The sequence below is a fragment of the Paenibacillus ginsengarvi genome, assembly GCF_003626695.1.
Classification (GTDB): domain Bacteria; phylum Bacillota; class Bacilli; order Paenibacillales; family NBRC-103111; genus Paenibacillus_AB; species Paenibacillus_AB ginsengarvi.
Window position 1 is genome coordinate 200,508 of the sequence record NZ_RBAH01000002.1, and the last position, 13,389, is coordinate 213,896.

General features: G+C 49.4%; 13 protein-coding genes and 1 riboswitch. Of the genes, 10 read left to right on the forward strand and 3 right to left on the reverse strand.

Features of this window, described 5'->3' with window-relative positions; genetic code table 11:
* Window positions 1-4 precede the first annotated feature (4 nt).
* Window positions 5-1,006: a HesA/MoeB/ThiF family protein gene (locus D7M11_RS04085; RefSeq protein WP_158606418.1), complete on the reverse strand. Its 1,002-nt coding sequence runs from the start codon at window positions 1,004-1,006 to the stop codon at window positions 5-7.
* 379 nt (window positions 1,007-1,385) lie between these two features.
* Between D7M11_RS04085 and D7M11_RS04090 the strand changes: the two genes are divergently transcribed.
* Together D7M11_RS04090 and D7M11_RS04095 are read left to right on the forward strand one after the other, a co-directional pair.
* Window positions 1,386-1,589 (forward strand): hypothetical protein, encoded by a 204-nt coding sequence (locus tag D7M11_RS04090; RefSeq protein ID WP_120745892.1) that lies wholly within the window; start codon window positions 1,386-1,388, stop codon window positions 1,587-1,589.
* A 20-nt stretch (window positions 1,590-1,609) separates the two neighbouring features.
* Window positions 1,610-2,374, forward strand: a complete 765-nt coding sequence (locus D7M11_RS04095; RefSeq protein WP_240040945.1) for a class I SAM-dependent methyltransferase — start codon at window positions 1,610-1,612, stop codon at window positions 2,372-2,374.
* A 99-nt stretch (window positions 2,375-2,473) separates the two neighbouring features.
* Here D7M11_RS04095 and D7M11_RS04100 read toward each other — a convergent pair whose 3' ends face one another.
* A complete protein-coding gene (locus D7M11_RS04100) occupies window positions 2,474-3,832 on the reverse strand; it encodes a cytochrome P450 (protein ID WP_120745894.1) in 1,359 nt (452 codons plus the stop codon).
* 247 nt (window positions 3,833-4,079) lie between these two features.
* The gene (locus tag D7M11_RS04105; RefSeq protein ID WP_120745895.1) at window positions 4,080-4,421 is read right to left on the reverse strand and encodes a hypothetical protein; all 342 of its coding nucleotides are present in this window, start codon (window positions 4,419-4,421) and stop codon (window positions 4,080-4,082) included.
* Window positions 4,422-4,750: 329 nt separating this feature from the next.
* On the opposite strand from D7M11_RS04105, the gene D7M11_RS04110 reads away from it, so the two are divergent.
* From D7M11_RS04110 to D7M11_RS04145, 8 genes are all read left to right on the forward strand, one after another.
* Window positions 4,751-5,464 carry a response regulator transcription factor gene (locus D7M11_RS04110; RefSeq protein WP_120745896.1) on the forward strand — a complete coding sequence of 238 codons (714 nt, stop codon included), beginning with the start codon at window positions 4,751-4,753 and terminating at the stop codon, window positions 5,462-5,464.
* Window positions 5,448-6,878: a sensor histidine kinase gene (locus tag D7M11_RS04115; protein WP_338042471.1), complete on the forward strand. Its 1,431-nt coding sequence runs from the start codon at window positions 5,448-5,450 to the stop codon at window positions 6,876-6,878. Before D7M11_RS04110 ends, D7M11_RS04115 begins: the two co-directional genes overlap by 17 nt.
* 199 nt (window positions 6,879-7,077) lie before the next feature.
* A riboswitch (cobalamin riboswitch) is annotated at window positions 7,078-7,256 on the forward strand.
* Between the two features lie 178 nt (window positions 7,257-7,434).
* Window positions 7,435-7,659, forward strand: coding sequence for a glutaredoxin family protein (locus tag D7M11_RS04120; RefSeq protein ID WP_120745897.1), 225 nt, complete (start codon window positions 7,435-7,437; stop codon window positions 7,657-7,659).
* Complete coding sequence (nrdI, locus tag D7M11_RS04125) at window positions 7,656-8,027, forward strand: class Ib ribonucleoside-diphosphate reductase assembly flavoprotein NrdI (protein WP_120745898.1); 372 nt, start codon at window positions 7,656-7,658, stop codon at window positions 8,025-8,027. The genes D7M11_RS04120 and nrdI overlap by 4 nt, the downstream gene beginning before the upstream one ends.
* Window positions 8,024-10,117: a class 1b ribonucleoside-diphosphate reductase subunit alpha gene (nrdE, locus tag D7M11_RS04130; protein ID WP_120745899.1), complete on the forward strand. Its 2,094-nt coding sequence runs from the start codon at window positions 8,024-8,026 to the stop codon at window positions 10,115-10,117. Before nrdI ends, nrdE begins: the two co-directional genes overlap by 4 nt.
* On the forward strand, window positions 10,114-11,070 hold the full coding sequence (nrdF, locus tag D7M11_RS04135) for a class 1b ribonucleoside-diphosphate reductase subunit beta (RefSeq protein WP_120746076.1): 957 nt from the start codon (window positions 10,114-10,116) through the stop codon (window positions 11,068-11,070). Before nrdE ends, nrdF begins: the two co-directional genes overlap by 4 nt.
* A 174-nt stretch (window positions 11,071-11,244) precedes the next feature.
* A complete protein-coding gene (locus D7M11_RS04140; RefSeq protein WP_120745900.1) occupies window positions 11,245-11,778 on the forward strand; it encodes a sigma-70 family RNA polymerase sigma factor in 534 nt (177 codons plus the stop codon).
* Complete coding sequence (locus D7M11_RS04145; RefSeq protein WP_120745901.1) at window positions 11,768-13,273, forward strand: DUF4179 domain-containing protein; 1,506 nt, start codon at window positions 11,768-11,770, stop codon at window positions 13,271-13,273. The genes D7M11_RS04140 and D7M11_RS04145 overlap by 11 nt, the downstream gene beginning before the upstream one ends.
* Window positions 13,274-13,389: the final 116 nt, after the last annotated feature.

Sequence of the window (13,389 nt, forward strand, 5' to 3'; positions counted from 1 at the left end):
CTTTTTATCTGGAATCGAGTAAAGCCTGTAAATCGATCGGCTCTTTCAGGCCCCCCGCTAAACGGCCGCAGCTCGGACACTCCGAAAGCCTAGGTACTTCGTGATGGCTTAGACCGCTATCATGAAGCCCGATTCTCGTATAGGAGTTTGGAAAAAGCGGGCTAATCTTCGTTATCCATTTGGCAATTTCCGATCCGACAAGCGAAATTAACAAAGCGATATTCGGCGCAAAAGCCGGATTGATTCGAGGGACATGAGCCTCGTTAATCAGCTCGTTTACGAACGAAAGCGCGCTTTCGCTGGAGCGCGTGGAATATAGCCATAAACAATCCGTACAGCCCGACTGAAAGGGAAGGATGCGGTGGATAAAGGCGGAACCGTGTCGCAGGCCGGCAAAAAATAAAGGTTTATTTTCCCGTAGACAGGCGGCATTCACATAACGGGGGCCGTTAATGAGGGGCCAATCTATCGCACCGACTAAGACGTCGGCCTCGCGCACAATATGGATAATCGGTTCCGTCGAAGTTACCTTCTGATGGATCGTTTCGATAACGATATCGCTGTTGATCAGCTCAAGACGCTCTTTTGCAGCATCCGTCTTCAGTCTCCCGACATCGGCTTCGGTGTATAACATTTGCCGATTTAGATTTCCAAGCTCAACGATGTCGTAGTCGATTCCAATAATGCGTCCTACTCCCATGGAAGCGAGCCAGGCTGCAATTACAGTTCCGCCGCCAAGACCTATAACGGCCACAGTGGCGGATTTCAATCTGCTTTGAAACGTGTAGCGGCTTTCCGAGGCTGTTTCGTAAAGCGAGGAGTAACTCCAATTATTTTTGTATCTTAGCAGTTCGCGTTCGCTAAATACAGCTTTGTCTTTATCCGCGTCGGGGCATTCCAACAGCCGGTATTTTTGTAACATGCGAATGCCGGATTCGATTTCCGCGACTGATACAGCGCTGATTTCGGAAAGTTCCTCGATACGCTTGCTGCCGTCCAGCAGCAATAGAAAAGAATAAACTTTGCCGTCTGAATCGGGAATTTCGATGGGCCCGTATTCCGCTTGAATGCGAACCGTATTTTGCTTATAAGTCATTACGCGGCGGTAATGATCCATTAGTTTATAATTCATGTTTGCCTCCTTGTTAGAAGAAGAGGCCGTATATTTCTGTACGACCTTCCTCTTAACCATCAAATGAAGTTGACAATAGCAGTAACGGATAACGTATTCATTGGATATCCGACACAGAACTTTTTCGATTCGGAAATCACTCTATCCAGGGAATGGAAATATTCCGCAAAAGCATTCGATGTGGAAGGAAATATAGTAGCCGTAACAGAATCTTGAATAGTAAATTTGTTAACAAAAGCTGGGAGGGAACGGATTGAGAAAAAGAATTGCAGCAATAATCCCCATATTAATGATGGTTGCAATTTATTTAATAAGTAAGGTTTTTGGAAGAATGATTGCCGAGCCTGGAGAACCGGTGGAATATAGGGATTATGATTATGTAATTAGTGTAATTCCATTTGCAGCTTATTTAGTCGGTTATGCTTCTCATGCGCTTTATAAGAAATTGGCGCAATAACCTATTAGGGGGAACATCTGGTGGAATCCGTTATCGAGTTTTATGACGGCCTTGCCGAAGATTACCATCTTATTTTTCACGATTGGGATACGGCGATTTCCAGACAGAGTGAAGCTTTGAGCAAGATGATCCGTTCAAAATTAGTGGAGCCGCTAAAAGAGGTTTCCATTTTGGATTGTTCTTGTGGGATTGGTACGCAGGCCATAGGATTGGCAAAAAAAGGATTTAAAGTAACCGCTACAGATTTGAGTCCAGTTTCAGTAGCTCGAGCCCAAAAAGAGGCGGAATCTTTTGGTGTAGCCCTACTTTTTGGGGTCGCCGATTTTCGTTCATTGGAAAAGGAAATTCCAGGAGTTTTTGACGTGGTGCTTTCAGCCGATAATGCAATTCCTCACCTGTTAACGGATGAGGATTTAGCTTTAGCTGCCCGCAATTTGTATGCAAAACTGAATAACGGAGGCGTTCTCCTACTAACAATTCGGAATTACGATGAACTGGTAAAAGAAAAACAAAAAGCTACAGTTCCGCACGTTTTCGATGAGGGGAGACGAATTGTTTTTCAAGTTTGGGATTGGGAGAAAGATACCCTTGTCTATACAACAAATCATTTTATTATGCAGAAGATCGGTGGGGAATGGACGACAAAGCAATCAAAGACGAAATACAGAGCCATCTTGCGGGAAGAATTAAACCGGTGTTTAAGTGCCGTTGGATTTGTTGATATCGAATGGCATATGCCGACAGAATCGGGGTTTTATCAGCCAATTGTAACCGCACGAAAATAATTTGATGATTAACACGTTTAGGAGACTCTGCAGCAGAACGAATACAGTTTCTTATACAAAAAGATACCCCCGATAATGGCACCGGGGGCGGTAAGTCATCTATTGCCGATGTCTGGCTTCCATAACCATCGTGAGGCCAGGTTTCGGCCGCAGTGTAACTAGCGGTTCCAGTTCGACCGGAGGATGGCCCTCGGCAAGTCTTAGCTTGTAACGCTGTCCGATCGTTGCGAGTACGAGCGCCGCTTCCATTAAAGCGAAATTATTGCCGATGCACACCCTAGGTCCGCCTCCGAACGGAAAGTAGGCGAACTGCGGAATCGTCTTCAGAAAATCTCCCTCGAATCGTTCGGGCCGAAATTCCTCCGGATGTTCATAATATTGCGGGTTACGGTGCATCACATATTGGCTCATCATGATCGTATCGCCCGGCCGGAACGTATAGGCTCCGATCTGCACCTCATCGACAACCTCGCGGTTAATCGCCCATACGGCCGGATAAATACGCATCGACTCCCAGAGGAGCAGCTGCAAATAGTCCAGCTTGGCCAAATCGTCTACAGTCGGGATCCTTCCCTTTAGAACTGTATCCAACTCCTCGTGAAATTTCCGTTCCGCTTCGGGATTCAAGGCTAGCAAATACCAGGTCCACGAAAGCGTGTTCGCCGTCGTCTCGTGCCCCGCAATGAAAATCGTCATCACCTCGTCACGTATTTGCTCATCGGTCATGGCGCTGCCGTCTTCGTCCCGGGCGGCGAGCAGCATCGAAAGCAAATCTTTGCGCTGCTCTCCTATCCCGTCATCACGCTTACGACGTTCCTCGATGATGGAATAGATGACATCATTGAGCAGCTTCGACGCTTCCTGAAACTTCCGATTGCTTTTTGACGGAAACCCGGCCGGCAGATCGATAATCGAGGAAGCCTTCCTGCTGACATATTTCATGCCGATATCAATGGCTTTGCCGATCTCCTCGACACCGCCTTCAAGCTGTGTGCCGAACATCGTCTCGGTAATAATGTCGAGCGTCAGCTGCATCATATCTTCGGTTATGACACGCTGCTGTCCATCGTTCCAGCCGTCCAGCATTCGAACCGTGTGGCCGACCATCGCATCCCCGTAAGCGGAAATCCGGTCTTTGCGGAACGACGGCTGCATAAGCCGGCGTTGACGGAGGTGCTTGTCCCCTTCGCTGGTCAGGACCCCTTCGCCGACAACCGCTTTTGCTGTCTGCAGCCCTTTCGCTTTGCGGAAATGCTGCTGCTTCGTCAGCAGCACTTCCTTAATCAGGTCCGGATTCGTGAGTACATACAAATGACGGCTAGGTCCAAACCGCAAATGAACGAGCTCTCCGTATTCCCGAAACGATTGCTCCAAAAATTGCAGCGGATTTTTGCGGAACGCCAGCAAATGGCCCGTTAACGGCAGCCCTTTTGGACCCGCTGATGATTTCGTGCTCATTATGAAAAACCTCCTTATAGGTGCGCATGGATACATCATATAGGCTTCGAAAGTGGTTTCTCATTTTTTGGGGGCGTGTAAGTTCATACTTTTTTAACATTTCGATCATAAAGCATCATCGTTCGATCACACTTTGCTCATTTCTCCCCTGTATACTTAGGTCATGTCAGGACACAAGGCCAACCCGGCTGTCCGGACTTTCCGAATACGCAAGCTTGCGAAAAGCAAACTTTGCTTCTCGCAAAGCTCACGGGAGGAGATTCACAATGAAGAAGAAGTTATCCATGGCTTTAATGATCGGCGTGATCGGCGCCGCCATGCTGACGGGATGTTCCGGGGGAGCCGATCCGGCGCTCAGTCCGGATTCGGGCGGAAGCTCGACGAGCGGTTCATCCGGCAGTAAAAGCGGTTCGACGGATACATCCAAATCAGGCAGCACCAGCTCGCCAGGCTCCAGCAGTTCCACAGGTTCCTCGGGCTCCACAGGTTCCGGTTCGACCGGCTCATCTGGCTCGACAGGCTCCTCGGGCTCGTCCAGTTCATCCGGCTCGACCGGTTCGTCAGGCTCTTCGAGCAGCTCGGGCGGCACCGGCTCCTCAAGTTCTGGCTCGACGGGTTCGTCGTCCGGCGGCGCGACGGCTCCGAAATAATTCGCACGGCTCTCTTGAATTAGTTATGGACCTCGCGCGGCAACGGGGCTCCATGTATGCGCAAAGTTTCAACAGGTAGCTTTTCCAATAACCTTTTGCATATCCGCTTTTCTCCACAAATGGCGGCTCCAATCGCTTCAAACCAGCGATCCGGGCCGCTTTTTTATGTCTTTTTCCTAATAAAGACGGCGTCTTATCAATTTCTAATGGAGAAAAGCTTAAAATCGGCCGCTTTTTTCTTTACAATGGTAGGGAGGTGATAGATGCGATGAACCGTATGAAAGTGCTTGTAGCCGATGACGATCCGAACGTGAGGGAAATTTTGCGCATTTTTTTCCAAAGCCATCAGTACGATTTGCTTGAAGCCGAAAACGGTGCGGAGGCGGTTCAGCTCGTGGAGCTCGAGAACCCGGATATCGTCATCCTCGATGTGATGATGCCGGTTATGGACGGATTTACGGCTTGTCGGGAAATATTGAAGAAACGGGACGTACCCATCATAATGCTGTCCGCCAAGGGCGACGAGTTCGATCGTGTGCTCGGTCTCGAGCTGGGCGCCGACGACTATGTGACGAAGCCGTTCAGTCCGAGAGAGCTTATGTCCCGGATCAAAGCGATTTTTCGGCGCATGCAGCGAAAGTCCGGGAACGAAGAAGAAATCCGGACGGTTTACGATTTCGGCGAGCTTGTAATCGATCCGGAGCGTAGGGAAGTGGTCGTAAACGGTGAAAAATGCCCGTTTCGCCCAAAGGAGTTCGACCTGCTCGTCCATCTCGCCAAATCGCCGGGAACGGTGTTTTCCCGGGAGCAGCTTCTCGAGCAAGTATGGGGTTACGATTTTTACGGCGATATCCGCACCGTGGACGTACACATCAAGAAACTGCGCGAGAGGCTGGCCGATCTGAGGAACGGGTACATTCATACGGTGTGGGGGGTCGGTTATAAATTCGAGGCGGTGACGAGCGATGATGCAGGCGATTAACAAAACGATTTTCCGCCGTCTGTTAGTCGGATATTTGCTTACGGTTCTGCTTGGACTCGGCGTCGTTGGCCTGTTAATCTCGTTTTTTGCCAAAAGCTACATTTACAACAGCACGCAGGAGGAGCTTCTTCGCAAGGCGAAAAAAATAAATTTGGCGATCCAGGACACGCGCGTCATCGATCCCTCGGTGGAGTCCATGCTTCTTTTCTTCGATCAAACGTTTGATGCGCGCATTTGGATATTTGATGAAAAAGGGAAAATCATCGCAACGTCGACGAAGGACGAAGTGTTTATCGGCAAGTCGGTCGCTACATCTATCGCCAAAAAGGTCGCAAGCGGCGAAACGGCGATCAGCGAGCTGTCGGTCGAAGGGTTGTCGCAGCCGATGATATCCGTAGCCGTCCCATGGGGAAAAGATGACCGCTTATATGGCGGAATCGTGCTGCACTCGCCGGTCAACGGCATCAAGGAGACGGTCAGTCATATTCGCGAAACGATACTATGGGGAACCTTAATCGGGGTTCTGATCTCCACCGCAATGGTCTCTTATTTGTCTTGGTCCATCTCCCGGCCGCTTCAGCAGATCGACCGCGCCGCTTCGGAAATCGGCATGGGCAATTATGCGAAGCGAATCGAGATCGACTCAGCCGACGAGATCGGCGATTTGGCGCAGACGATCAATTCGATGGCGGGCAAGCTCGAGCTGACGGAGAGGGACCGGACCAAAGCGGATCAAATCCGCACCGAATTTTTGGCCAACGTCTCGCACGAGCTGCGGACGCCGCTGACCGCTATGCAAGGATTTCTGGAAGCGCTGCAGGACGGGCTAATCGACGAAGGGCGCCGTCAGTCGTATTACGGCATCATGGTGCAGGAAACGCTTCATATGAACCGGCTGCTGGACGATCTGACAATGCTGGACAAGCTGAAAAACGGCGAAATCCGGCTTTCGCTGCATCCGACCGACGTTTGCGCGTTTTTGTCCAAAGCGGCGATGAAATTCGAGGCTATCGCGGCTGCCAAGCGGCTGGAGCTGCATGTCGAATGCCAGGCCGTGCTGCCTCCTGTATACGCCGATGACGACCGGCTGGAACAAATCGTCAGCAATGTGGTGAACAATGCGATCAAGTTTACAGAGCTGGGTACGATTCGGTTAAGCGCCCGACAGCTTGGCGCCAGTATCGAATTCGTCGTGGCCGACACCGGAATCGGCATATCCCGAGCGGACCAGGAGCTCATCTGGGAACGGTTTTTCAAAGCCGATCGCGGGAGGGCGAGCAACAAAAAAGGCACCGGCCTTGGACTGGCGATCGTGAAGGAGCTCGTCGAACTGCACGGCGGTTCGATCGCGGTAGAGAGCGAGCCCGGGAGAGGGGCGACGTTTACGATCCGGCTGCCTGCCGTAATTGGATAAACATTAAAAGATAAACCGAACCCATAAAGCTTGCCTGCTTGATTTAACAGGCGGGCTCTTGTTTTTTTCAGGAAGGATCTGGTCGTATCCGCTTGAAAAGGGGAATCAAGATGTTGATGAAACATGGTCGAATTACCTATTCTTTATACTGTATATTGGAAAATGATCGCGGATGTGTTACAATCAACACTATCCAATTTCATATGAGTTTTAGTCGGGTACTACTGATGTAGTTTAATAGGGAAGCTAGTGAGAAGCTAGTGCTGTCCCCGCAACTGTAACGCTGACAAACGTTCACATCCACTGTGCTGTTAGGCATGGGAAGGGAACGCCAGGAGGAAGCGAAGCCAGGAGACCTGCCTGACTAAAACGACTGCATTTCTCCGGGGGCTGGGAAATGAACGATGACCATGTGGATTCTAGCAAAGAGCGCTGTCTGATCAAGCGGCGCGTTGTTTATTGCTGGATTCGGATCGTGCTTTTCGTTTGCAGCACTCTCGGAGATGAGGGTGTTTTTTTGTGCCCGATAATTAGAGAGAAGAGAGGAAAATGAATAATGAAACTTTACACGAAAACCGTATGTCCAAAATGCTTGTGGATTAAGTCGGAGCTGCAGCGATCGGGACTTGAGGTCGAGATTATAAATATCGATCATAATGAGGAAGCGCGCAACATGCTGGTGGAGGCCGGTGTGATGAGCGTGCCTGTTTTGGAAAAGGACGGAGCCTTTATTTTCGATACGAATGAAATGGTTAAGCAGTTGGAGCAGCTAAGCGTATGATCGCTTACGCCAGCCGTACCGGAAACGTCCGCTATATCGTTTCGCGTCTGCAATTGCCCGCATTCGAAATCGAGGAAAACCGCTCCTTTACGGACCCCTATTTGCTTTTTACATATACGGACGGGATAGGGGAAGTACCTAGTAAGGTTAAGCGCTTCTTGGAACAGAACGGCAATTATTGCCGGGGAGTCATTGTCAGCGGCAACAGCAATTTCGGGCATCAGGTGTTCGGTGCTGCCGGCGACGCCATCGCAGCGGAATTACAAATTCCGCTTATTCGGAAAGTCGACATGCGCGGATTTTCGGATGATTACACGGCCATTCAAGACTTTTACGAGCAATGTTTCGGAAAGGAGCGAGTCGGTTGAAATCTTATTTGAAATTAAACAACGAAGTGTTGAATCAATACAGTCGTACGGGGAAACTCGATCTCGTCAAGGATAAGGAAGCTACGCGCCGTTATTTTTTGGAGCATGTAAACGCGAAATTGCGTTATTTTATCGATACGAAAGAAAAAATTCGCTATCTTGTGGATGAAGGCTATTATGAAGCCGAGTTCCTGCAGCAGTACGAGATGGCATTTATAGAGCGGCTCTACGAGAAGGCGTATGCTTATAATTTCCGTTTTCCTTCCTTCATGAGCGCCAGCAAATTTTACGAAAGCTACGCTATGAAAAGCAGGAACAACGAAGAAATTCTTGAAAAATACGAGGATCGTATCGTCATTATTGCTCTGTATCTGGCCCAAGGGAATGAACAGCTGGCGGAACGAGCCGTAGAAGCTATGATGTCGGCTTACCAGCCTGCGACACCTACTGCGCTGAACAGCGGCAAAAAGGCACGCGGCGAGCTCGTCAGCTGTTTCAAATTAACGATGGATGATTCGATGAACAGCATCGCCGAGAATATCGGGTATTGCTTGGAGCTGTCTCGCCTTGGAGGCGGGGTAGGGGTGAACGCAACCGATTTGCGGCCGCTGGGCGATCCGATTAAAGGGATTCTGAACCGCGCGAGCGGCGTCATGCCGGTTGCCAAGCTGCTTGAGAATTCGTTCTCCTATTCGAATCAATTGGGTCAGCGCAACGGCTCCGGAGTCTTATATTTGAATATTTTCCATGCCGATATTGAAAGCTTCATCTCCGCCAAAAAACCGAATGCCGACGAAAAAATTCGTCTCGCAACGTTATCTACCGGCATCATTGTGCCCAGTATCTTTTTCGAACTGATGAAACGGGACAAGGATATGGTGTTGTTTAGCCCCTACGACATCTATAAGGAATACGGCAAGCGGATGTCCGAGATCAGCATTAGCGAGATGTACTATGAATTGTTGGACAATCCGAACATTCGCAAGATCAAACGGATCAATGCGCGGAAGATGTATACGGAAGTCAAGAAAGCTCAGTTCGAATCGGGATATCCGTTCGAAGTATTCGACGATCATGTGAACGAACAGCATGCGCTGCGCAACTTGGGACGCGTGAAAATGTCGAACTTATGCACGGAAATTTTGCAGGTTCAGAAAACTAGCGTCATAAACGATCATGATGCGGAGAACGAGTATGGATTCGACGTATCCTGTAATTTGGGCTCTCTGGACATCCATAAGGCCACGCAGAACGAACAGTTCGAGTCCTTGATCGATACGGCCATGCGTCTGTTAACGAACGTATCGCTGATGACCAATATCAAAAATGTGCCTTCCGTCGCAAAAGCGAACCGCCAGATGCATTCCGTCGGACTTGGCTTCATGAACTTGCACGGACATTTGGTCTCCCAAGGATTGGCCTACGGCTCGCAGGAATCGATCGCGTTTCTTGATGCCTTTACCGAGGCTGTCAACTATTACTCGCTGCTTTCGTCCATGAAGATCGCTCAAGAAAGAAAGGAAACGTTTTATGGCTTTGAACAAAGCGATTATGCGAATGGAGCTTACTTCGACAAGTACATCTCCAAGCCGGCTTCGAACTTGCCGGTAGAAGTTCGTAACGCTTTGGGACATGTTCCGACGATTACGCAGGAAATGTGGCTGGAGTTAAAGGAACAAGTCATGGCAAATGGCTTGTTTAATGCCTACCGCTTGGCGATTGCACCTACGGGGAGCATTTCCTATATCCGCAACAGTACGGCTTCCATTGCTCCTTGTACGGAAAAAGTCGAAATTCGCGACTATGCCGACAGCCGGACCATTTATCCGATGCCCTTCTTGAATAATGACAATATCTCCTTGTATAAGGAGGCTTACGAAGTCGATCAGTACCGAATGGTCGATTTGTATGCTGCGGCACAGCAGCATATTGACCAGGGAATTTCCATGACGCTGTATGTGACCGATCAATGGACGACCGAGCAGCTCGCCCGCCTTTACATCTACGCCTGGATGAAAGGGATCAAAACCGTATATTATGTGCGTCAGCGGCTGCAAACGATTGAGGAGTGTGTATCGTGCTCGATATAAAACCATTTGAAGCGGTCAATTGGAACAAAAATCAACATGAACTGACCAAAGTATTCTGGGACCAGCAGTGGAAGCAAATCTGGTTTCCGGAAGAGATTGCCGTCAGCAAAGATATTAAACAGTGGCAGGATTTTGCGCATCAAGACACGTACAAAAAAGTGTTAGGCGGCTTAACCCTGCTCGATACGATTCAGACGAATATCGGGATGAATGAAATCGCGCGTTTCGAGACGAATCTGCAAGAGAAGGCGCTGTATACGGTGTTTGCTTCTTTTGAAGCCATTCATGCGAAGTCCTATTCGTATATTTTCACGACCTTGTGCACGAACAGCGAAATCGATGCCGTATTCGACTGGGTTAAACGCAATGAATATTTGCAATATAAAGCGAAACGGATCAGCGATGTTTATCTTTCGATCGAAGCAGGCAATGAAGTATCGCTGTGGAAAGCCATGTTTGCTTCGGTCATGCTCGAATCGTTTTTGTTTTACTCCGGCTTCTTTTTTCCGCTTTATTTAGGCGGGCAAGGCGTGCTTCGGAACAGCGCGGAAGTGATTTCCTTAATATTGCGAGATGAATCCATCCATGGGGTTGCGATCGGCTATTTCGCTCAACAACGGTTTAAGCAGTTTACCGCTGAGCAGCGGGAGCAGTTGACGGTCTGGGGCTTCGAGTTTCTGCTCGATCTGTACCATAATGAGATGAATTACACGAACGATTTATATGCCGAAACCGGATTAAGCCCGGACGTGAAAAGTTATGTCCGCTATAACGCGAACAAAGCCTTGATGAATCTGGGCCTTGAAGTGATGTTCCCGGAAGAGGAAGTTAATCCGATTGTAATGAACGGTATCCGCAACGAAGGCTCTACGTACGATTTCTTTTCCCAGAAGGGTTCGACTTACGCCGTGGCGAAGGTAGCCCCGATTACGGACGATACGTTTCGTTTTTGAGAAAAATTTTATAGGCGCAAATCGAGCAGGCTGCATCGCGGCCTGCTTGTTTGTCGTATTGCGAGATACGGAGAAATTCTGGAAAAAAAAGAGAAATTAAAACGAACCGGACTGCCCGCTGCTCCATCTAATCTTTAGTGCAAGGAAGGGGCATGTAAAAGGAGGTTTCGGAATGTGCGGCTGGAAGACGAAGTAATCCTAGCCCGGGAAGGCGACCGGGAAGCTTTTATCCGCTTGATCAAGCAGTTGGAGACGAATCTGTACCGCGTAGCCCGGGCGATTGTGAAGCGGGATGAGGACTGCGCCGATGCGATCCAGGAGACGATATTGAAGGCTTTCCAGTTTATAAGCGCGGTTCGGGAGCCGGTTTATTTCAAATCATGGCTGCTGCGAATCTTAATCAACGAATGCAATCAGATCATTAGAAGACAACAACGAATGGTGTTGGCCGAACCCGATCTAACTCTGTCCGCATGTTCAAGCGAATATGACAAAATCGATGTGAAAGAGGCGGTCGATCGACTGGAGGACAAGCTCCGGATGGTGGTCACCCTGTACTATTACGAGGATTTGCCCCTGAAGCAAATCGCCGAGCTATTGGAGACGACGGAGGGTACCGTCAAATCCCGGCTGCATCGTGCCCGATTGACTTTGGCGGAGTGTCTGCGTATTCCTGCCATTGAAAGGAAGGTCGGCTATGAAAGATAAGAAGGTGGATCAGGAGCTGAAGTTGCTGATGGAGGGGCAAGCCGCACAGCTGCCTGATGTAGTCAGGCAACGAGTTGATCAAACGCTGTCGTCTTTGCCTGCTGCGGATGTACGGACCGTTCCCGCCGAAGTGGCTCCTTCCCGAACAAGACGAAGGACGTGGCGTATTGCGCTCGGAGCGGCTGTGCTTCTGTTCATTGTCGGCATCGTGTCCGTCTTCACCGTTCCTTCGCTGGCCGAACGGATACGATCCCTGTTTACCCGCGATAATATCGATATCGGATTGCTCCGGGCTCAAGAGTTCGGACTGGTGCAGCACCCGAATATCAAGGTGAAAGATAAAGGGTATACGGTCAAGATTGATGAGGTCGTAGCCGATCCAACGCGTGTAGTACTGGCACTGCAGCTTTTCGGGCCCGACGGCCGGCATGACCGCAATAGTCTCGTTTTTTTGCAGGAAAACCAGGTGACGATTAAGGATGATAAGGGACGAATTGTCGGAAGCTTATATGACTATGGGTTAACCCCTGATTTTTATTACTTGGTTGCTTTTTTCCCCGAACCGCTGCAGACGGATTCGATATCGCTGGAGGGACGGCTTACGCAGCTTGGAAACGATATTCAGAAAATACCGGTTACCCGCGGAGATTGGAGCTTCCGCTTTTCGGTCGACATGAAGGAAGCGAAAAAGCATACGAAGGAGACGCCGTTTGAAGGAAGCTACACGTCGCCGGACGGAATGACGATCCGCTTGAAACGTTTGACCCAAATGGTTCAAGGTGTTCGTCTCGAGATGGAGACGCAGTTAAGCGAAGAAGCCTTGTCCCGTTCTCCGGGCGAGCTATGGAAAAAACAAATGCTGAAATTTCATTTTGAGGATGCTGAAGAGAATGAAATCCATAGCGTCAATACGACTAAAACGCCTCATATGGATAGCTTAATGAGTCATATAGGCATTCCGGGAGACAAGCCGGGTCTGATGCACTGGAGCTTTACGTTCCAATATTTGCCTCACGATCAGCCGTACCGGTTCGTCTTTGACGGGTATTCGATCCCAGAGACGGACGGAACTTCGATCGAATTCGAACCGGCCAAGCTGATCGATCAACCGATTACGTTCCGATCGCTCGGAGATGAGCTCATTTTGAGGAAATTTACGGTCGAGTCTCCTCCCGATACGAACGGAAACGTACCAGAGGGTGCTTTGCATGTAAACGGCAGTTTGCGCAACGAAAAAAAATATAGCGAATATGTCATGTTAGGCACCGACGGTAAGCAGTATACGGTTACAGGTCGCGGTACCTCGAGCGGAAGAGGATCGGGTTGGAAAGATCAGGAGATTACGTTATCCGGCTCCCGGCCGGAGCTGTTTTACCAATTCCGCATGGCAGAGCTGCCAACGATACCGGATAAGCTCATCCTCAAGCGCACAGTCGTAGATAGGTTGTATAACAATGTAGATTGGGCGTTGCCGGGCCCGGTTTTACGGAAATAGGAGTTTTTTATCGCAGGAATGTCAACTCTTACTCGAACACCCTAACTTACCGAAACTAAAACGAGGCTGCCGACATGGATCGGTGCCTCGTTTTGCTTAAGGGAGTGCGGATTTAC